This is a genomic window from Acinetobacter sp. SwsAc2 (assembly GCF_013391465.1).
Lineage (GTDB): Bacteria > Pseudomonadota > Gammaproteobacteria > Pseudomonadales > Moraxellaceae > Acinetobacter > Acinetobacter johnsonii.
Map to the genome: position 1 here is coordinate 77,458 of NZ_JACBEZ010000005.1, position 22,143 is coordinate 99,600.

Consider the following 22,143-nt stretch of genomic DNA (forward strand, 5'->3'; position numbering starts at 1 on the left):
CTGAAATTGGGTAAAATAATCAATAGATTTCAGTTCTTTTGTGACAATTCATTAGAGCAAATCCATAACGATTAAATAAATTTAGAGTTTTCTATGCTTGCCAAAACACAATTTAAAAAGTCGACTCTTTCATTGAGTATGAATTCTTTCATACCGTGGCATCATAACAATAAATATTTGTGTCTGAGTATCTTTTTAACGCTTTTGCCACAAGCGGCTTTGGCTGAAACCCCCGTTGCGATTGAACCAAGTAACGTACAAGTCGAGCCACAAAATTCTACAGAATTCACTGAAGACATTAAAAAAGAAGCGATTCGTCAAGGTATGGGTAGCGCGGACGAATTAAAAAAAGTTGAAAATTCTGTAGTTCAGCCCACGGTTCCAGACAGTATGCAAATGTTGCAACAGCAACAGACGGCTTTAAAAAATTTACCTGAATTTGCACCGATTGAGTTTGATGATCTTGAGGACTTGCCAACTGTACAAGTTGATCAAGGCATGGCCAATGATATTTATCAGGTGGCTGAGCAAGCGAAAGCAGAAGCTCAAGCTTACCGAAGTGGTCAAACGACAGAGTTGGTGCTAAGCGATGCAACTCAACAGGAAATGGCGGAAATTAATCAAGCTCCAGTCAATGTTGATCAACTGATGCAAAGCATTCAAGCAGACAGTAAAATTTCAGTAGAAGCCAACACTGAAGGGAATACCTTAGATTTTGGCATGAGTGCTGAAGAGCAAATTGCCAAAGAACCCAATTTCTTTAAGCGCATGCTTTATAAAATTCGACCACCAAGAGCATTAGATACTGCAAAAGTGCCGCGAATCAATGCAGATGTTGAAATCATCAATGCGAAATATGAAGGCGAGATATCCAATAAAGCGTATCAGGCTGCTTTGGTCAATTTAAAAGAAAATATTGAAGGCAAGGTTTCGAGCTTTACTGAAGAATCTTTTGAAGACTTTCCTTCAGCACTGCCACAGTTGCGGACACTTTCCAACCAAGCTGCTCAAGCCGTCGGGTTTTATAATGCTGAGTTTAAGTTTGAAAAAACCAGCAGTAATCGTGTGCGCATTCAAGTGGTACCGAATAACCCTGTGCGGATTGAAGAACAAAACATCGAGTTTAGTGGTGCAGGTCAGTACTTACCGCAGTTCCAAGTGATTAAAGTCTTACCAGAGCAAGATGTCGGTGATGTATTACACCATGGTTTATATGAGTCGACTAAAGCACGAATTAATGAAGCTGCTAGTAATAACGGTTTCTTTGATAGTTACTGGCGTTTACATGATGTGAAAGTTGAACAGCCGCAAAATACGGCAGACATTAACTTACGTTATGAAACAGGTGAACGCTATAAACTCGGCGGTGTTGAGTTTGTGATGAGCGACCCAAGCAAACCACTGCCTATTGATTTAGATGTTTTACAAAGTTTAGTGACTTGGGAGCCTGGGGCGGATTATACTTTTTGGCGTGTTAATGGTTTGGCTAATAATTTGACCAACTCACGTTACTTTAACTACAGCTTGGTAGATGCTGTTCGACCTGATCCTGTAGAAAGGGTTCGTGAGTTACCCCCTGATTTACAGCAGTTGGTCGATGACCAACAACTTTCTCGTCAGGATGTTCTGGTTCAAGAAAAACAGGAAGTTGTTTCAAGCCGTGAAGTGACGCAGTCTGTGGTAAGTGAAGCACAGTTTGCTGGTGTCAATGATGCCGAGCAAAATCAAGCACAATTAGAGCTTCGCAGCGCACAAGAAACCAAAAAAAGTGAAGAAGAACGTTTAAAACTTGAAGCTCGAGAAACAAAAGTGATCCCTGTCAAAGTCACTTTAAACGCGGACCAGTTAAATAGTGTAGAAGTCGGTGCTGGTTATGGTAGTGACTCAGGTGCACGCTTACGTACACAGTATCGCCGTGCGATTGTGAATCAACGTGGTCACTCTTTTGACGCCAACTTTGAGCTTTCAGAAATTCGTCAGTCTATCGACGGTCGTTATAATATTCCCTATAAGCATCCACTAAATGATTATATCAGTCTCGTGGGGGGGTATGAGCGTGAAGAACGAGATGACATCGGACAAGGCGTAAACTTACTCACGGAGTCTGCTGTTGCCGGGGCTGATCGTGTTATTAAAAACCCAATGGGAAATTGGCAACATACTTATGGTGTACGTTACCGTTTAGATCGATTGACGCAAAAGGGTTCAGCGAATGTAGATGATTTGCCGGATGCATTTATTGCAAATAATGACCCTGAGCAAGAGTCGCTTTTATTGGGTTATGAAATTTCTAGAATTGATAGCGATAAACGTGTAAACCCAAGTAAAGGAATTAAACAAACTTATAAAATTGAACTTGGAAGCGAAAGCCTACTTTCAGATGTAGATATGGCCATCGTAAATGCGGGTTGGCGCTTTATCTATTCATTGGGTGAAAATGACAACCATCAGTTTGTCGGACGTGGTGATCTCGGTTATATCTTTACTGAAGACTTTAATAAAGTTCCTTATAACTTACGTTATTTCACGGGTGGAGACCAAGGCATTCGTGGTTTTGACTACAAGAGTTTGTCACCTGTGGTCGATGGTTTTAAAGTGGGTGGTCAGGCCTTGGCTGTTGGCTCCATGGAATACAATTACCAATTTAAAGAAGGCTGGCGTGCGGCAGTATTCAGCGACTTTGGTAATGCTTATGATACAGATTTTAGCAATGACACCGAATACAGTGTCGGTCTTGGTGTGCGCTGGGCATCGCCGATAGGCCCGATTCGTATAGATGTAGCTTCAGGAATTTCTGATGATAGTCATCCGATACGTGTGCATTTCTTTATTGGCTCATTATTATAAAATTTAACACTTTTTGGGAAGACTATGGCTGAAGTAGAACAGCAGCAAGAACCAACACCACCTACGCCGCTTGCCAAACAGCGACGTATTTTTAGAAGTGTCCTTTTGACGCTGTTGTTGACGCTCATCTTGTTGGTGATATCGCTTGCAGTCATGTTTTCTACCGATAAAGGCAGTAAGTTCTTACTTGACCAAGTTTTACAACGCCAGCAGATTATCCAATATGAATATGAAGGCGGTAATCTGTGGAAAGGCATTATCCTTAAAAATGTGGTGGTCACCTTAAAACCTGTTGATGTCAAAATTGACCGTGCCGATGTGGTTTTAGGCTGGCGCGCCATCTTAGATAAAGAGATTCATCTACGTGAAGCTGATGTGCGCAATTTGCGCATCATTACCAAAGGTGAACCGAGTGATGAACCCTTTAAGTTCAGCGAAATTAAATTACCCTTTGTTTTACGTTTAGATACAGCAGATGTTGATCATTTAAATATCCGTACCGCATCCGATGCCCAAGTAGATTTTTATGATGTGCATTTAAATAATGCCCTCTGGTCGGGGACAGAACTTGAGTTTGAAGACTCTCGTATGGACATGGGCTATTTAGCAGTTCGTAATGCAACTGGGAAAATGAAATTCTCAGGGAAATATCCACTTGAGGCGACTGCTATTGCCAACCTACCGGCACTGCGTGATAGTTTAAATGTGCATGATATTGCTGTACATGCAACAGGAACACTGGACACCATCCAAGCGGGTTTTGCAACGCGGACACCTGACCTGTTGACAGGTTGGGCCATTTTGCACCCTGTACGTAAGCATGTACCGATGCAAGGTCAGCTTAAATTTAATCATTACAACTTACCACTCCTGACCGATTACAAACTCTATGCTGAAAAAGGCGTTGCTAAATTTTCAGGTGATATCGAACGTTTAAATATCGACTTAAATACAGATCTGAGTGGTAAAGACATTCCAAAAGGTCAATATACTGCTTTGATGCATACCGATTTGGTTCATCAACTCGATATTGATAACCTAAATGCTCAGTTGATGAAAGGTTCGGTCAATCTGGGTGGTGTGGTGAGTTGGAAAGATCATGTCACTTGGGATGTACAAGGTCGTTTAGATAAAATCAATCCTAAAGACGATGTACTGCCACAAGTGGTTTCTGACTTTCTACCGCCAAGTTTAGATGCAAAAATTGCATCTAAAGGTACGCTTGAAAAGGGTTTACACTTAACCGCAGATCTAGACTTTGATCGTTATGAAGCATGGCATCTCGCACTAGACCAAAACCCAGAGAAAAATAACAAAGTCCAGCCAATGTTGATGGATGTCTCTTGGAAAAATATTGACCGCGCCGTGCCTTATATCGGTTGGTTAAGTAGTGCTTCAGGGGATGTAAAACTGGCGTTGGTTGAAGGTCAGCAAGATATTCATGTTGCCACTGTTGTGAGTCAACACGAAAAAGCGACGTTACCTGCGGGTAATTACCTCGCACAGTTAAATTTTAAAAATAATAATTTAAATGTGCCGAGTTTTAGTTATGTGGCAGGCAAGGGAAGCTTAAGTGGCAATGCGGTGGTTGAGCTGCCAGATGAGAAACGTCAACTGAAGTGGAAAGCCGCTTTAAACGCGAAAGATTTTAATCCGCAAATGGTTGCAGAAGCTTCACCGGTTAATCTATTGAACGGAAAGCTACAAGCAAGTGGCTATGCCAAACCGAATCAGCAAATCATTCAGCTACAGGGCATTGATCTGACTGGAAAAATGGTGGGCAATAATGAAACGGTTCACTTAACGGGTAAGTCAACAGCGGCACTCCTGTTTAATGATGAAAAAGCTGGTGGTGCTTTCAAAGGCTATGCAGTGAACTATGATGGTGCTTTAAAAGCCAGCCAGTTTGAAGCCAGTCAGGGCACGTTAAACCTAAAACTTTCAGGAACGCCTGAGTTTATTAAAGTAACTGAGCTGAAACACAATGGTGTGGCAGGTCAAATTAATGCCAGTGGTTTGGTACATTTTATTCACGGTATCACTTGGGATGTGAATGCAGCATTCATTCGTTTTAAACCACAATATTTTGCATCTAGTGTTAAAGGCGAATTGTCTGGTGTAGTGAAAACCAAAGGCACATGGTCGGATGCTTTAAAACGCATTAACATTGAAAGCTTAAACCTAGCGGGTACACTGAACAATAAGCCAGTCCGTGGTACAGGTAATTTAGCTTTGGTGCTCAACTCCAGTGAAAAGGGCTTTTTACCGCAACAGTTTGAAGCGAATAATCTACTGTTGGCTTATGCCAAAAACCAAGTGCAAGCGACGGGTAATGCACAAAACCTGAGACTGAATATTAATGCACCTGCTCTGTATGAAATTTATGCGGGCTTACGTGGCCGTGCCTACGGCTATTTAAATATCCAATCTCAACCGCGTTTAAGGGCTACCGCAAACTTAGCAGTGGATAATTTTGGCTTTAAAGATCTGATTGATATGCGTAAATTACGCATTGTCGGGCAATTGCCGACATCGGAAACAACGCCGTCATTATTGACTGCAAAAATGGAAAGCTTAAGAAGTGGTAATCGTGAAATTCAACAAGGTGAAATTTCACTGGCAGGTATTCGTAAAGCCCATTTATTAAAAGTTTCTGCACAAAACGAAAAGTCGAAATTTTATGTGCAATTGGCAGGTGGTTTTAATGCGCAAAATGATTGGTTAGGTCAGATCCAAAAAGGTGATTTTGACTCTTTACGTGCACGTTTGGTACAGCGCCAAAATGCAGCAGTTGTCTATAACAGTGCCAAAGCAGATTTGTTGATTGGTGCGCATTGTTGGATGAGTCAACAAAGTCAGTTGTGTTTTGACCAGCCGATTCGTGTGAGTAAAACACGTGGCAATATTTCATTCGTAACTCAAAACCTCGACCTAAACGACTTTGCTGCCTTTATGCCTGAAGGGTTAGCAATTACAGGTAAGTTAAATGGTCATGCTAAAGCGGTTTGGGCACAAGGGTCTAAACCAAAAATTGATGCGCGTTTAGTCACTCGTGATGGTGTGATTGGCTTGGCGGCGGATGATCCACAAGATATGGGTTCTACCTTAAAATATGAACAAGTAGCTTTGGTTGCCAAAAGCATCGCGGAAGGTTTACAAATCCGTTTGGATGTCAAAACACCTGAAATTGGTGTGGGCTATGCCAATGTGGTTATTGATCCGTATCGGGACAATATGCCTATGCGCGGTGAAATTGCATTTGATCAGATACAACTCAAAGTTTTTAAACCTTTCATTGCTGATGTACGTTCGATGGGCGGAACACTTTCGTATGCAGGTAAAATTAATGGAACGCTAAAAGCACCACTACTTACAGGCGATGTCCGTCTGAAAGATGGTTCAATTAGTATGATCTCACTTCCAGTCAATTTGACCAATATTCAGCTGTATTCCGCTATACGCCAAGACCAAGCCACCATCAATGGTGCTTTTAACAGTGGTCGTGGTGTGGGGACACTTACAGGGACGGTAGATTGGAAAAATGATCCACGTATTCAGCTTCAGTTGAATGGAGAAAATCTACTGATTCGCCAAGCGCCATTAATTACCGCGCTAGTGACGCCGAAAATCACACTGGATGTTTTACCGTTGAGTAAGAAATTAAGCTTAAACGGTGAAATTCAAGTTCCTCGTGCGCTTATTTCCATGCCTGAAGCATCTGTACCTGTGGTGAACGTATCGTCTGATGTACGCGTGGTCAGAGAAGGTCAAAACCAATTGGCGATTTTAAATAGTGCAAAACCTTGGGACATTCGTGCCGATCTGATGGTTGGACTAGGTAATCAAGTTGTCTTCCAAGGCTTTAATAGTCGTATTCCATTGTTAGGACGTTTATATCTATCGCAGCGCGGTGCTGAAACTGCAATGCGTGCCAATGGTGCAATTGGGGTAAGTCAGAAAGTTAAAATTGAAGCTTATGGACAGAGTTTGGATTTAAACCGTGCCATAGCGCGTTTTAACGGTGTGTTGAGCAACCCAACACTGGATGTCGATGCAAATAAAAATGTACAAGGCAGCACTGTGGGTTTCCGTGTGACGGGTACGGCAACATCACCCAATATTCAAGTCTATAACGATGCAGGGCTTTCCGAGCAAGAAGCTTTGAATGCGTTAATTACAGGCCGCATTAATGAAGGTACAACTGGTTTAAGTCAAACGGAAGGCTTTAAGTCAGATGTCAATAACACCATTGCTGCCGCAGGGATTAGTTTAGGTTTAGGCGGCACACGCGCCTTCACTAACCAAATTGGACGTACTTTTGGTTTAAGCGGTTTAGCGCTGGATGCGCAAGGTACAGGGGATGACACACAAGTCAGCCTGACGGGTTATATTACACCTGATTTATATATTCGTTATGGCGTGGGTGTCTTTACGCCAGTCAATAAACTGACTCTGCGTTATCAAATGAACAAACGTATGTACTTAGAGGCGAGTCAGTCATTAGAGCGTGCCATCGACGTCTTCTATAACTGGAAGTTCTAAAGCTACTCTTCTGCTAAATAAAGCCTACATCATGTAGGCTTTACTTTTAGGTGTTAAAAAAGCTTAATCCGCCATTTGATAAAACTTTTTATTTGATAGATGAAGAAAACCTATGAATAACAGACACTAGATACTTAAAATCAATTAAACCATAATGAAAGTAGGTGTATAGTAAATGGACTTGCTAAATTTAGAGTGATGATCCCTATGCCGATCAATTTTGTAATACGCTTTGCAGCGATTTTATTTTCAGTTTTAATTTTAGTGGCGCTTGCTATTCAGTTTTTCTTTGATCCGCACTATACCGTGGTCTTTTGGATCTTTGCTATGCCGTTCATTTTAGGTACTCCAATTTTAGCATCTGTAGTTTTAGCGAAAAATGAAGAGCTTGATATTCACTCAGTCAATTAAAAATGACCTGAAAATATAGCTTTTCAACCTAAAAAGTCCGTCAAGTGATGGGCTTTTTTATGCAATCTTAAATTTTGCAAAACTCGCACAATTTTTTTCAAACATATTTGCTATGTTGATCTTTTATTTAAAGAAATATTTTTTATGAAAAAAATCTTAATGCTTGGATTAATGGTTGCTGCTATTTCGGGTTGTAGTACTGCGCAAAAGAATGAAACTGAAAAGCCAACTTTAGGTATGGCTAATCCTGCCAGTACATACTGTGTTGAACAGGGTGGTAAATTAGAGATTCGAAAAGAGGCCAATGGTGAAGTAGGCTATTGCCATTTGCCGAATGGTCAAGTCATTGAAGAATGGGCGCTTTTCCGTGCTAGTCAAAGCAAATGTGTTGCTGAGCAAGCGACAGCTTTGATTGGTCAGTCAAATTTAACTGAAGCACAGATTAAGCAAAAAACCAGTGCGAAGATGGTTCGCTTAGTTCAACCAGGGCAGCCTGTGACTATGGATTATCGTGAAGACCGTGTGACAGTAACAGTCGATCCGAAAACCAATAAAGTAGTTCAAGCAAGCTGCGGTTAATTTTTCTAAGAATAAATGCCCAAATTTGGGCTTTTATTCTATTTAACGTGGGTAATGGTTCTTCATTTGAAAAAGTTTGATTATGATAGGGCGAATAGGAGAGTTGTAATGAAAAAGTTATTCGCTTTGGCTGCTGTGATTGCACTGGTGGGTTGTGCTGAAAAAAAACCGTTAACACCAGAAGAGCAATGGCATGGCTATTGTAAAAGTATTGGTAATGCAGCACGTTCAATTATGTTAGACCGTCAAAATGCCATTGAAAAAGATAAAGCAATTGAGCATGCCAATAAAGTTGAAGACGAAATGACCAAAACATTTGCGTTAGAAATTATTGAAGATGTTTATGCTTTACCTGAGGCTGAAATTAAATCCGATATTGAAGGTGCACGTGAAAAAGTTCGGGTGAAATATACTGAAAAATGTATTGCAACACCGCATACTGAAATGCCAGATTACAAACCGTTCTAAGGAACGGTTTTTTTATTTTTTGCATGGAACTTTTTGTGACAAAACTCTAAATCATATATATAGCAAAGCATATAAAAATAAAGAATAATGAACATAGAATAAAAAACGAGAGGAGCAGAAAATGGAAGTTGTTGGCTATTTAAATCACGCTGATTTACTCTTGGAAGATGAAAATGGTGTGGCCGTAATTGGCGGTGGTCATTATGTCCTTAGCTTGGGTGACCATGTATACTTCAAACACGCACTTGACCATGAACCTACACGAATTTCAGTACAAATTTCTTTTGCAAGCTCTGCACATCAAAATTTGCATGATGATGAAATTCAGATGAAATTTGAAGGTTGCCGTGAAAGTTTCAAACAATATATTCAAGCCACAACAGTACACTAAGGTTGAATATTTATATTGCGTAAAAAGAGGCAACATAGGTTGCCTTTTTTGTTTTTAAATGGCAGTTCAAAGTTAATGTGAAACATTTCCAAACGATCTGACTATATTGCTGTTTTTATGTTCAATCGATATGAACATCATTTAGTTAGAAAATAATGGGCATCACGAAGAAACACTTGTAGCGCATTAACTTTTAACTGGAATTTTAGTAAAATTAAGCAGTCCATATTATTTACGTAGCTTTATTTAAAGCAGGAATACGCAAATAATTTTTTAAAAAAGAGGAATAACACCGTGCTAGAAGCTTACCGCCAACACGTTGCAGAACGTGCCGCACTCGGAGTCCCACCGAAGCCACTTGACGATGCTCAAACAGCTGCATTAGTTGAATTATTAAAAAACCCACCAGCTGGCGAAGAAGCATTTTTAGTTGATTTACTAGAAAACCGTGTTCCAGCGGGTGTTGACCAAGCTGCATATGTTAAAGCTGCATTCTTAGCTGCTTTGGCTAAAGGCGAGGCGACTTCTCCATTAGTTTCTAAAGAACGTGCGGTTTACTTACTAGGCACTATGCTTGGTGGTTATAACGTTGCTCCTTTAGTTGCTCTTCTTGACGATGCTGCACTTGCTGAATTAGCTGCTGAAGCATTAAAGAAAACGCTTCTAGTATTTGATGCATTCCATGACGTTGCAGACAAAGCAAAAGCGGGTAACGCGAATGCACAAGCGGTTATGCAGTCTTGGGCTGATGCTGAATGGTTCACGACTCGTAAAGACGTTCCGACTGAAATCAAACTGATTGTTTTCAAAGTAACTGGCGAAACTAACACTGACGACTTGTCACCTGCACAAGACGCATGGAGCCGCCCAGACATTCCATTGCACGCAAATGCAATGTTGAAAAACGTACGTGACGGTATCAACCCAGAAGTTCCTGGTGAAGTTGGTCCACTTAACCAAATCAAAGACTTAATCGCGAAAGGCAACCAAGTTGCTTACGTAGGTGACGTTGTTGGTACTGGTTCAAGCCGTAAATCAGCAACTAACTCTGTACTTTGGTTCTTCGGTGACGAAATTGCTCACATCCCGAACAAAAAAGACGGTGGTTACTGCTTAGGTTCTAAAATCGCTCCGATTTTCTTCAACACAATGGAAGATGCTGGCGCATTGCCAATCGAGATTGATGTTGCCAACATGAACATGGGCGACGAAATCGTTCTTAACATTGATCATGCTGCTGCAAAAGTTACTGCAACTAAAGACGGCGCAGTCATTGCTGAAGCTGAACTTAAAACTCCAGTTCTTCTAGACGAAGTACGTGCGGGTGGTCGTATCAACTTAATCGTTGGTCGTGGTTTGACGACTAAAGCGCGTGAAGCTTTAGGTCTTGCTCCATCGACTTTATTCCGTACTCCAGTTCAACCTGCTGCTACTGGCAAAGGTTTCACTCAAGCACAGAAAATGGTTGGTCGCGCATGTGGTCTTCCTGAAGGTCAAGGCGTACTTCCAGGTACTTACTGTGAACCTAAGATGACGACTGTTGGTTCGCAAGATACCACTGGTCCAATGACTCGTGACGAATTGAAAGACTTGGCTTGCCTAGGTTTCTCTGCTGACCTTGTTATGCAATCTTTCTGTCATACCGCTGCGTATCCAAAACCAGTTGACGTTCAAATGCAACACTCACTTCCTGATTTCATCATGAACCGTGGCGGTGTGTCTTTACGTCCAGGTGACGGTATTATTCACTCTTGGTTAAACCGTATGCTTCTTCCAGATACAGTTGGTACTGGTGGTGACTCACATACTCGTTTCCCAATTGGTATTTCATTCCCAGCAGGTTCTGGTCTTGTAGCCTTCGCTGCTGCGACTGGTGTTATGCCACTAGACATGCCTGAATCTGTACTTGTTAAGTTCAAAGGTAAAATGCAACCTGGTATCACTCTACGTGACCTTGTACATGCCATTCCTTACGTTGCGATTCAGCAAGGTGACTTAACTGTAGAGAAGAAAGGTAAGAAAAACATCTTCTCTGGTCGTATCCTTGAGATCGACTTAACAGAAATGGAAACTGACTTAACGGTTGAGCAAGCATTCGAACTTTCTGATGCATCTGCTGAACGTTCTGCTGCTGGTTGTTCTATCACACTTTCTGAAGAGAAAGTTGCTGAATACCTGAAATCAAACATCACAATGTTGAAGTGGATGATTTCTGAAGGTTATGGCGATGCGCGTACTATGGCTCGTCGTGTAGAGAACATGGAAAAATGGTTAGCGAACCCATCACTTCTTAAAGCTGATGCTGACGCTGAATACACGAAAGTGTATGAAATTGACCTTGCGACAATTACTGAACCAGTGCTTTGCTGCCCGAATGACCCAGATGACGCGAAATTGCTTTCTGATGTTCAAGGCGTGAAAATTGACGAAGTATTCGTTGGTTCATGTATGACAAACATCGGTCACTTCCGCGCAACTGGTAAGTTGTTAGAGAAAGTTCCTGGTGGCGTACTTTCAACTCGTTTGTGGATTGCTCCACCTACGCGTATGGACGAGCGTCAATTGATGGAAGAAGGTTTCTACAATACTTATGGTAAAGCTGGCGCGCGTACTGAAATGCCAGGTTGTTCATTATGTATGGGTAACCAAGCACGTGTAGCACCAAACACTACTTGTGTATCGACTTCTACTCGTAACTTCCCGAACCGTTTAGGTCAAGGTGCGAATGTTTACTTAGCTTCTGCTGAACTTGCTTCTGTTGCTGCTGTACTTGGTAAATTACCAACTCCAGAAGAATACCAACAGTATGCAGCTCAAATTGATAGCATGTCTGCTGACATCTACCAATACTTAAGCTTCGACAAAATGGGCGACTATACTGACGCTGCTGCGAATGTTGATACGAAGAAAATTGCTGCTGCTCAGTTGACTTAATTTTTTGAAAATTAAGATTAAATGAGTTGAAAATAAGGGCTGATTAATCAGCCCTTATTTTTTGAGTATAAAAATGCAAAAATTTGAAATAAATGAATCGAGATTAGTATGCTTTACGATAGAAATCTTGTAGAAACCTTAAAGTGCTTTAAAGTGATAGGGAATTGTTTAAAAGAAATTTATGCTGGGGAGACATATATGTGTAGAGTTCTCTCTGTGCAACTAAGAATGTTATTATGTGATTATAGTAATAAGTCAGAACCACTATTGCTAAGGTTGATACCAGGTCTGGAATTACAGACTTTTGAGCATGTTGGTTGTAATGATAAAGAAATTTCAGCCTACATAGGTATGCCTTTTGAAGTAAGATGCTATTGGAATGGAGTTGAGGATAGCTTACCAATATTAGGGAAAGAATTATTACCTTTAAATACTTGGATTAATCAAATTGTATTAGCACATCCTGTGCCTATAACTATAGAAAGATTAATCAAAATCATGGCAAATAAAGAAGGTGGTGCGCATGTAGATAAAGATCTTCATCCGCTGATAATGAAGTTACAAGAAACTGTTTTTAGAAAACTTAATCAAGGAGATTTGATTATTTTGGGGTTGGCAAAGGTAGTACAACAATTAATTTTTCAAATTATTCAAGAAAATGCAAAATACCTAAACTTAGATAACATAAATAAAAATTATCTTACTTCAATAAAATTAACTAAAGTACCAAAGGAGTGTTTTGAGCAGCCGTTCAATACTGCACAGTTGTTGATGTTACATTATTAGAAATTAAAAGCCCTGATAGTTTAGGGGGTAGCAGTATATAGCCTCAGATTCATTACATATGAGTATGAAATAGAAAGCTTAAATTTTATTTTAAACAAAATAATTAACGCCACTTTACAGCTCAACCAATAAATCGTTTAATCCCCCACATTAAAGAATGATTTAAAAAAGTTGATCTAGAAATGGCTAAACAATCCCGATTCCTCTGTATAGGTGGTTTCCTCAACGGAACCCAAGTCAAAGACCAAGGTGACAGTTTTGTCTGTGTGGAAAATGGTAAACAAGTGACCTACCGAAAAATGGAAATTTTCCATCAAGACTCGTGGGATCAAGATTACTATGTGTGTGAAACGACAACAGACCAACAAGCCAAAAATTGGGTGTATGACATCGAGTAAGTCCGTGACAAGATCGTGAGTTAAAATAGACCAAAATACACGTGGTCTATTTTTTTGTTGTCATATTTATAATTATAAAAAATTAGAGCATTATAAATATCGATTGTTTGTTTTTCACTCAGTTTTTCTGTGAAAAGGAACTTATATCGGCAATACAAATATCTTAAATCTAAATTAAAGATGTATTTGCTAATGATAATTAGTATCACTTATATTATTTTTTGTTTATAATTTTTCGAAATGGATTGATATGTAATGACTCAAACCACTGAGATGTTCGAAAAGGATTTTACGAATCTTAGTACTTGTGATGCTACAAAGGTGCTTGTTTTACTTAAGCATAGTAGGCACGTGCGCACTTTAAAATTATCAATTCATTGTCTTATTTTTTCTCATTAGCTGTGAATGTCCTGATATGTTTATACGTCCTCTGTCTACGCAAAAGCCACTCTATTTGGCGATGCAAATTATTTTCCTGTCTTCAACTGCCATGCTGTCTATAACACACGCAAACACCGTGGAAGAGGAGGAGGCGAATGCAACGTCTCAGCCAAATGCACAGTTGGCGACCATTACCCTTACAGCCCAAGATAAAACAGCAGTTACCGAAAATACAGGCAGCTATACGACGAGTAGCACAAATACCGCAACCAAGTTAAATTTATCCCTACGTGAAACCCCACAAACAGTCAAAGTCTATACCCGTGAATATTTGGATGACCGAAACATTGAGTCCTTCCAAGATTTGATGAGTAATATTACAGGTGTATCTACTCCGCGTACGGACGAACGTCAACGACCTTATGCACGCGGTTTTGATGTAGATTACTTCCTTATCGATGGCAAGCCAACAACTGCAAACTTAGTGGCAGCTGACTTAGATTTAAGTATTTATGATCGTGTTGAAGTCGTAAAGGGTGCTAATGGTTTAATGACTGGAGCTGGAAGCCCAGCAATGGGTATTAATTTAATCCGTAAGCATGCAAATTCAAGGGAATTTGCTGGATCAGTAAGTGCATCGGCAGGTTCGTGGAATAGTTATTCAAGCTCGGCAGATCTATCTGCACCTTTAAATAATGATGGTTCACTTCGTGGACGCATCTTTGTAAAACATTCTGATGAAGATTCATTTATGGATTTTTATGAGAAAGAGCGAAATATTGTTTATGGTGCAATTGATTATGATATTAGCGATAAAACACTATTATCTTTCGCAGCATCTTATCAAGAGTTGAATCGCGATGGTGTGCGTTGGGGAGGCTTACCCGCATTTTATACCGATGGTACCAGAACCAATTTTGATCGATCACTAACAGTTAGTTCTGACTGGACGTATTGGGACGCAAAAACGACTATGCTTTTTGCTGACTTAAAGCATACTTTGTTTAATGATGTAAGTTTAAACGTTTCATATTTATACAGACAAGAAGATTCATCTTCAAACTTGTTGTACACAACAGGGCAAGTGAATAAAGAAACAAATAAACTTCCTGTCTATAATGAGGCTACCAAAAAGTATAATGTTTCTGTTTATGCAGATGATCAACGTACCGATGAAAATAATGTCGATGTTTATATCGCAGCACCTTTCACACTTGCCGGCCGTGAGCAAGAGATTGTTATTGGAGGGGCATGGAATAAATCTGAACTAAAGAAAAATAATTTTGGTGGTTCTTATTATACGGGGGGGAATGTATTAAATGTAGATGCATTAAACTTTAACGATATGAATACCCAAATTGTTGTACCTATAGAAAAAAATCAAAAAGGTGTACTCAATAACACGGTTCAAACAGCAGGTTACATTTCAGGTAAATTCCATATTTTAGATCCATTAAAAGCAGTTGCAGGTGTTCGTGTTTCAAATTGGGAATACGAAGCAGCAGATGGTAAAGGGAATAGAGAGTTTAAAAATGAGATTACACCTTACTTTGGCCTTATTTATGACGTTGCGCGAGATTATTCAGCATACCTGAGCTATACCAGTATTTTTAAACCACAAAACAGAAAAGATGTAAGTGGTAATTACCTTGATCCTATTGATGGTAAAAGCTATGAAATGGGTTTAAAAGGTGAATATTTGGATGGAAAGCTAAATGCCTCCTTATCTATCTTCCGAATTGAGCAAGATAATGTTGCAGAGCAATTATATGATTCAAATGGAAAAGAAGTAAAAGTTAAAGATAGCAACGGGGCTGATACCCCAGAAAATGCTTATTTTGCAGCTGAAGGTGTAACCAGTAAAGGTGTTGAACTCAATATTGATGGCGAGCTTAATGAGAATTGGGGGCTTAGCTTTGGTGTTGCCAATTTTGATGCTAAGGATGCTAAAGGTGTTGATTATAACTCTACCAGTTCTCGGACTACGGCAGACTTATTTGTTAAATATAAAAATGAAGCATGGTATGCCGGTGCTGGTCTAAATTATTTTAGTAAAATTTATAAAGGTACTGGTGCGACGCGTGTGGACAGAGGTGATTTGTATCTTGCAAATGCAATGCTGGGTTATAAGTTTGATCCAAATTTTAGTACACAACTCAATGTAAATAATTTATTTGATAAAAAATATTATGATGGAATAGGCTCAGATTCAATGATTTGGGGCGAACCAAGAAATGCAACATTAAGCTTTCATTATAAATTTTAATTTTAAAGTTATGTTGCTGTAAAAACAAAAAAGACCCAATTGGGTCTTTTTATTTTTTAAGATTATGTATTTTTAAAATACTGAGCTCAGTTTTAAAACATCATGTAATCTAAAGCATAGAAATTGTACATTGAGAAACTTTAGCCTGTTCATCACTGACTTATCTGTTTTAGAATTAATGCAATAAGCATCATTGGATATCTCATGAACTATCAATTCGATGCATTTATGACCATTGTTGCAGCAGTTGCTGTGCTATTGGTCGGTTATGTATTTGTGAATAAAGTCAGTATTTTAAAAAAATATAACATTCCCGAACCAGTTGCGGGTGGGTTGGTTGCAGCTGTTATCACTTATATCTTATTTAAAAGTTCAAACATAACTGTCAACTTTGATACCAATATTCAGCAAATTTTTATGCTGATGTTCTTCACCTCTGTGGGGTTAAGTGCAAGCTTAGTTAAGCTCAAAGAAGGTGGGAAGTCGCTGCTTATATTTTTAGTCTGCGTTATTGTATTTGTCCTGCTGCAAAATGTGGTCGGTATTAGTCTTGCCAAAGTTTTAGGTCTAGACCCGCTGATTGGTTTAATTACCGGTTCGGTCACACTCACAGGTGGTCATGGGACAGCAGGTGCATGGGGCACGATATTTGAACAAGAACATGGTGTGCATGGTGCGATTGTGCTGGGTATGGCAAGTGCAACATTTGGTTTAATCATTGGTGGGGTAATAGGTGGACCTATCGCTAAATTTCTGATACGTCGCTACCAGTTGGCTGAAGAAATTCCAGCAGCAACAGGGCGTAATGAAGCGCCACCTTCAGCACAAACGGCTCCATTTGAATTTCCTGAAAAAACACGTCTAATTACGGCAGATGATGCGGTCAAAACCATGGGGATGTTTGCCATTTGCATCAGCTTTGCATACTTCATGACAGGGGTAGCTAAAGGGCAGTGGTTTGAGCTACCAAGTTTTGTTTGGGCGCTAATGTGTGGTGTGGTTTTACGTAATATTTTAGAGCATGGTTTGAAAGTTCAGGTCTTTGACCGCTGCATCGATGTATTTGGCAATGCTTCACTGGCACTGTTTTTAGCCATGGCGTTGATGTCCTTACAGCTTTGGTTGTTGGCAGATTTGGCTGGTCCACTGGTGATTATCCTGATTGTTCAAACTATATTTTTAGCACTTTATTTGTACTTTGTAACTTTCCGTGTAATGGGCAAGAACTATGATGCTGCAGTACTGTGTGCAGGTCAATGTGGTGTCAATTTAGGTGCGACACCGACAGCAATTGCCAATATTCAAGCGGTAACCAATACCTATGGACCATCCCATAAAGCCTTTTTGATCATTCCGCTGACGGGCGCATTCTTTGTCGATATTGTGAATGCTTTTGTGATTCAGCTCTCAATTGGTATTTTGGGTTAATATTTTTAGAGATGATATCGTTAATAAAAAAGCACCTTGGGGTGCTTTTTTATTGGCTACCATTTTGTATTTGAATAATGTGTACTATTTAAAATATCAGTATTCTAAAACTTATAGACATTAAAAAGCCCCATGGTTAGGGGCTAGTCGTATGCACATCTAAGGCACATACTGTAAGAGGCTCATCTCATACTGCGTGTATTAAACCACATTTACACAATATTTGCAGCAATCACTCAATCATAATGAGGTCGGATTTATTTTCGAGCTTCAAAGGGCGTAAGGCAAAAATGGAGCGTGTATGACGTACACCTTTCATTGAGTATAAGTTTTTACGCAAAAAGCGTTCATAGTGTTCTGCATTTTTCACGGCAACTTTGAGTAAATAGTCGTAATCGCCAGTTACTAAATGCGCTTCAATCACTTCAGGCATGTAAGCCAGTGCTTCACTAAATTGTTCTAAGATTTCATCATCATGGCGTTCAAGGGTAATTTCAATAAAAAACAGCTCATTAATCCCAATGGCTTTTGAATTAATCTTTGCTGTATAGCCTTCAATGATGTTGAGATTTTCTAGGCGTTTTACACGTGTCCAGCAAGGAGAAGAGGACAGCCCAACTTTCTCAGCCAACTGGGTAACGGTCAGGCGGCCATCTTGGCGAAGTTCAGACAAAATACGACGGTCAATTTTATCTAAAACGTAGTGGGCGTCATTCATAATGTATTCCTGCGTATAATTTTCTTTATAAACTATTTTATGTGAAAATATTTCTCAATAAATACTCAAAATAAGCAAATAAAAGAGAAATACTCTGCATCAGCCATGACTACAATAAAGTGATTCAATCAAAGTCATTTGGGAAATTGACTTTGATTTGCAAACAGCGTCTATAAAGGGAAGGGTGCCTTTTATTGGCGCTGTTTGCTTACTTATTTATTGTATTTTTTGCGTTTTTGATCTTTGTTTAAACCAATAAGTTAGGGTTAAGCAGCCAATCCAAAGTGGAATCAGCATTACTGCAATTCGCATATCATGTGTGAGCCACATCACCACTAAAATACCAAGCATAAATACAATACAGATATAGTTGCTGATGGGGTAAATCAAAGTTGGAAACAAGGTTGATTTTTTCAATGCCAGCATACGTTGCTTGAATTTTAAGTGGGTCAATGCCAACATCATCCAGTTAATTACAATGGCTGAAACCACAAGACTCATCAGTAGTTTAAAGGCTTTTTCTGGAAAGATATAATTCAAGACGACACACAGTAGGGTCACCAATGCAGAGCATAAAATGGCTGCATAAGGAATGCCACGCTGGTTAATTTTCTTTAAAAACTGTGGGGCATTGCCTTGTTCTGCCAGACCTAGCAGCATACGACTCGTGCCATAGCTGGTACCGTTATACACCGATATAGCTGCGGTTAAGACCACAAAATTCAGCACAGTTGCAACGCCTTGACTACCTAAGGAGTCAAAAATCAAAACAAAAGGACTACCGCCTTCTGCGATTTGATTCCATGGAAACAATGAGAGCAGAACGATGATCGTAAGCACGTAAAACAGCAACACACGATAGACAATTTGATTGACTGCTTTAGGAATAGTTGTAGTCGGATTTTTGGTTTCCGCAGCAGCAATACCAACGAGTTCAATCCCGCCAAAGGAAAACATAATGATGGCCATCGCCATGATTAGGCCAGAAATCCCGTTGGGAAAGAAACCGCCTAGAGCCCAGAGGTTGGAAATAGAGGCATGTGCACCACCATGACCACTTGCCAGTAACCAAGCGCCATATCCAATCATGCCAATGATTGCGAGAATTTTAATCATGGAGAATAAAAATTCTGTTTCACCAAAGACTTTGACATGTAACAGATTGATGGCATTGATCAGTACAAAGAAACCAAGTGCTGAAATCCATGTGGGAATTTCAGGCCACCAATACTGGACATAGAGGCCTATGGCACTTAGTTCCGCCATGCAGACCAAGACATTGAGCACCCAATAGTTCCAACCCGACATAAAGCCGGCAAAAGGGCTCCAAAACTTATAGGCAAAATAACTAAAAGAGCCACTCACGGGTTCTTCAACCACCATTTCACCCAACTGGCGCATCATGAAAAATGCAATTAAGCCCGCCAGTGCGTAGCCTAAAATAACGGAAGGGCCAGCCAGTTTAATGGTTTGCGAAATGCCTAAAAATAGGCCTGTACCAATAGAGCCGCCTAAAGCAATCAGCTGAATATGACGGTTGCTCAGCCCATGCTTAAGCTGGGGTTGCTGTTGTGCAGACATGATTCATCCATCTCTAGCACATGCGATAGACATCACATGAACTATGACTTAATAAAAATTCGTGGTGGAAATATAATATTTATTTATCGATTAATGAAATTAAATTTATCAATAGCGTTGGTTTTTATCTGAAAGCTGCAATTTTGCGGTGAAAATAAAGCCAGTCAAGCAAGTGCTGCTTAAACTGGCGGATAGGCTTGGCTTGATATGTGCCGCCTTAAGATGAAAGCTGTGCTGCAATTTCAGGCCATATGTTTTGATGGGAACGCTTAAACATCGCCATATGACCAATGGCTTTGTGGCCATAAGCCTGTGGTTTGAGTTCAATTTGATCTGTTTGTGCATTTGGGTAAAGGCTGAGTAAGCTTTTGACATTCACTTGCGTGGCAATTTCATCATCCGAGGCCCAAATGGCTGTGATTGGACAGCGAATATCACGGTGGAAGTCATCTTGTACTGTTTTGCCTAAGGCATTAATTACATAACCTGGTTTGCTGCAAAACTGTGCCCAATCACGCGCCACATCTTTGGGTAGGTTTTCGCCCATGCCAATGGCATTGGTCGGCCCATAACCTAAGGTATAACGTGCAATAGGAAAGATCAGTTTAAACATCACAGGAGCCAAGAGTTTGGTACGACCTTTCAAATCTTTTACGTGGCCTGTTGATCCTGCAACAGCAACGACTTTTGCGACTTTTTCATAGTTTGGGTTAATGCCTAAAAGTTGCCCGCCTGCACTATGACCTAGCAAAATCACTTGTTTCGCTTGGGTCTTATTCAATAATACCTCCATCGCCGCTGGGATATCCAATTGCCCCCATTGCACGATGCTGGCTTTCGACTTTTTCAGTGGTTCATGCAAAGACTCACCAATGCCGCGAAAGTCAAAAACCAAAACGGCATAGCCTTGTTCTGTAAGCCATGATGCAAAATGGTGGTAAAACTGCTGGGTAATACCTGTGGCAGGGCAGATTAAAACAGGTAGGGCTTGTTGTGTACCTTGGGCTGCATAAAAGCGTCCACTGAGTGAATAATGGTCAGAGCAGGTAATAGCTAAAGTTTCGTAATTTTGCATAATCGGTTAAGCATTGAATTTTTTTCTACTCTATCTAAGTTCCAAAAAGAAACTGGTCTAATCTATGACTTTGAAGTCAAGTAGATCTGTATAGAATAGGGTGAAAATAAAAAAGGAAAACACATGCAGTTTGTTGAATTAGATATGTCGGTAAAATTTGCACTTTTATTTAGTGGGATTTTTCTATTTGTTGGGATGCTGACAGGGGTATGGAAATATGCACAAATACGCCATTCACCGCAGTTTCGCGCGCACTATTATGTTGATATCGCCCACCGCAGCAGTTTGTTATATGCACCTGCAAGTTTAATTATTGCGTTAATGGCCGCAATTTCAGTCTGGACAGAGCCTGTGAACATACTGTTTGTGGGAATCAATTTATTCTTTTTTAGCTTCTCTATACTGAGCTATATTGTGCATGGGTTATTGCAAGACACCAATAACCAGTTCCGTAGTCCGCATGTTTTAGGCAAATGGACTTTACCCAAATCAATTATGCTAATGGCAATGATGGCATTGGTTGTGGGGGAAATTGTGGCGACGTTAGGCTTGTTGTGGGGAATGTTTTTAGGTTTATTTTAAGTTGTTCTTATAGCTTTTTTAATTTTTATACTTTTACAAAGGTGGATGACTAATCATCCACCTGTTTGCTAGTCAATTGACTGTGTGGCCTTTCGGAATTTTTGATCGACGACTGCCCATAAATAAAAGGCAAATGATACGACGATAGCGTAAACAAAATATTCAGCTTTAAGGTTACCTTGAATTAAGCCATGCATGATCATAATGACCATCAGGGCAATGGTGGTACTTAAATACGTCACCATATTCTTGTTTGCCTTCAGAGCGTTAATGAAGACTTGCTTGTTGAAATGTAATGATAACATCTCCATCCCTCCTTGAGTTTTTGACTAAAAACCAATGTGTTTAGTCGGATTAGTTCTTAATGTTGTACTGCTAAAACTTGCGTTGATCAAGAGCAAAAACAACTATTTTTCAGAGAAATTATGCTATACCCATTAGAAAATATATATGTAGCATTTTTTTAGTGAATAAATAGTATTTCGTTACCGTATAAGATGACAAATAAATGATGTATGTAAGCTTATACATAGATTGTATAAAGCAATATTGATGCCATGAGTGGCTTGCTAGGACAGGCTTTAAAGAGTTTTTTATTTTCTAATATTAAATTTATAAGAGATATGATGGTGTTGATATACGACTTTAGCGGTGTATATGAAATGTGTCAGTATGTACAAAAACTGATGTAGAAAGAAATGAAACAATATGTGTCCATTTGGATAAAATGTGACAAATATTGATCATGCTTAAAAT

General features: G+C 39.7%; 16 protein-coding genes. 12 read left to right on the forward strand and 4 right to left on the reverse strand.

The genetic code is table 11. The annotated features are described in order from the left end of the window. Positions 1–93 precede the first annotated feature (93 nt). The 11 genes from HYI04_RS03880 (at position 94) to gltS (ending at position 17,431) form a co-directional block, all read left to right on the forward strand. Positions 94–2,847, forward strand: coding sequence for an autotransporter assembly complex family protein (locus HYI04_RS03880; RefSeq protein ID WP_010327011.1), 2,754 nt, complete (start codon positions 94–96; stop codon positions 2,845–2,847). 24 nt (positions 2,848–2,871) lie between these two features. Further along, the gene (locus tag HYI04_RS03885; protein ID WP_010327010.1) at positions 2,872–7,389 is read left to right on the forward strand and encodes a translocation/assembly module TamB domain-containing protein; all 4,518 of its coding nucleotides are present in this window, start codon (positions 2,872–2,874) and stop codon (positions 7,387–7,389) included. Positions 7,390–7,596: 207 nt separating this feature from the next. Continuing rightward, complete coding sequence (locus HYI04_RS03890) at positions 7,597–7,800, forward strand: hypothetical protein (protein WP_010327009.1); 204 nt, start codon at positions 7,597–7,599, stop codon at positions 7,798–7,800. A 144-nt stretch (positions 7,801–7,944) separates the two neighbouring features. Further along, complete coding sequence (locus HYI04_RS03895; protein ID WP_010327008.1) at positions 7,945–8,379, forward strand: I78 family peptidase inhibitor; 435 nt, start codon at positions 7,945–7,947, stop codon at positions 8,377–8,379. Between the two features lie 108 nt (positions 8,380–8,487). Then, positions 8,488–8,847: a hypothetical protein gene (locus HYI04_RS03900; RefSeq protein WP_010327007.1), complete on the forward strand. Its 360-nt coding sequence runs from the start codon at positions 8,488–8,490 to the stop codon at positions 8,845–8,847. Positions 8,848–8,968: 121 nt separating this feature from the next. Beyond that, positions 8,969–9,238 (forward strand): hypothetical protein, encoded by a 270-nt coding sequence (locus tag HYI04_RS03905; RefSeq protein ID WP_010327006.1) that lies wholly within the window; start codon positions 8,969–8,971, stop codon positions 9,236–9,238. A gap of 294 nt (positions 9,239–9,532) precedes the next feature. Further along, the gene (locus tag HYI04_RS03910) at positions 9,533–12,172 is read left to right on the forward strand and encodes a bifunctional aconitate hydratase 2/2-methylisocitrate dehydratase (protein ID WP_178895855.1); all 2,640 of its coding nucleotides are present in this window, start codon (positions 9,533–9,535) and stop codon (positions 12,170–12,172) included. Between the two features lie 108 nt (positions 12,173–12,280). Next, positions 12,281–12,958, forward strand: coding sequence for a hypothetical protein (locus HYI04_RS03915; protein WP_010327004.1), 678 nt, complete (start codon positions 12,281–12,283; stop codon positions 12,956–12,958). Positions 12,959–13,140: 182 nt separating this feature from the next. Further along, positions 13,141–13,356, forward strand: a complete 216-nt coding sequence (locus HYI04_RS03920; protein WP_010327003.1) for a hypothetical protein — start codon at positions 13,141–13,143, stop codon at positions 13,354–13,356. 415 nt (positions 13,357–13,771) lie between these two features. Continuing rightward, positions 13,772–16,003 carry a TonB-dependent siderophore receptor gene (locus HYI04_RS03925; protein WP_178895856.1) on the forward strand — a complete coding sequence of 744 codons (2,232 nt, stop codon included), beginning with the start codon at positions 13,772–13,774 and terminating at the stop codon, positions 16,001–16,003. Between the two features lie 204 nt (positions 16,004–16,207). Then, positions 16,208–17,431, forward strand: a complete 1,224-nt coding sequence (gltS, locus tag HYI04_RS03930; protein ID WP_010327001.1) for a sodium/glutamate symporter — start codon at positions 16,208–16,210, stop codon at positions 17,429–17,431. A gap of 232 nt (positions 17,432–17,663) precedes the next feature. Here gltS and HYI04_RS03935 read toward each other — a convergent pair whose 3' ends face one another. The 3 genes from HYI04_RS03935 to HYI04_RS03945 form a co-directional block, all read right to left on the reverse strand. Then, on the reverse strand, positions 17,664–18,149 hold the full coding sequence (locus HYI04_RS03935; RefSeq protein WP_178895857.1) for an Lrp/AsnC family transcriptional regulator: 486 nt from the start codon (positions 18,147–18,149) through the stop codon (positions 17,664–17,666). A 216-nt stretch (positions 18,150–18,365) separates the two neighbouring features. Then, entirely contained in the window at positions 18,366–19,730 is a 1,365-nt protein-coding gene (locus HYI04_RS03940) for an amino acid permease (RefSeq protein ID WP_178895858.1), read from the reverse strand. 217 nt (positions 19,731–19,947) lie between these two features. Beyond that, the gene (locus HYI04_RS03945) at positions 19,948–20,805 is read right to left on the reverse strand and encodes an alpha/beta fold hydrolase (protein WP_010326999.1); all 858 of its coding nucleotides are present in this window, start codon (positions 20,803–20,805) and stop codon (positions 19,948–19,950) included. Positions 20,806–20,928: 123 nt separating this feature from the next. Here HYI04_RS03945 and HYI04_RS03950 point away from each other — a divergent pair, with 123 nt between their 5' ends. Then, the gene (locus HYI04_RS03950; protein ID WP_010326998.1) at positions 20,929–21,387 is read left to right on the forward strand and encodes a hypothetical protein; all 459 of its coding nucleotides are present in this window, start codon (positions 20,929–20,931) and stop codon (positions 21,385–21,387) included. Positions 21,388–21,455: 68 nt separating this feature from the next. Here the strand turns inward: HYI04_RS03950 and HYI04_RS03955 are convergent, their stop codons facing one another. Then, positions 21,456–21,692, reverse strand: a complete 237-nt coding sequence (locus HYI04_RS03955) for a hypothetical protein (RefSeq protein WP_010326997.1) — start codon at positions 21,690–21,692, stop codon at positions 21,456–21,458. Positions 21,693–22,143: the final 451 nt, after the last annotated feature.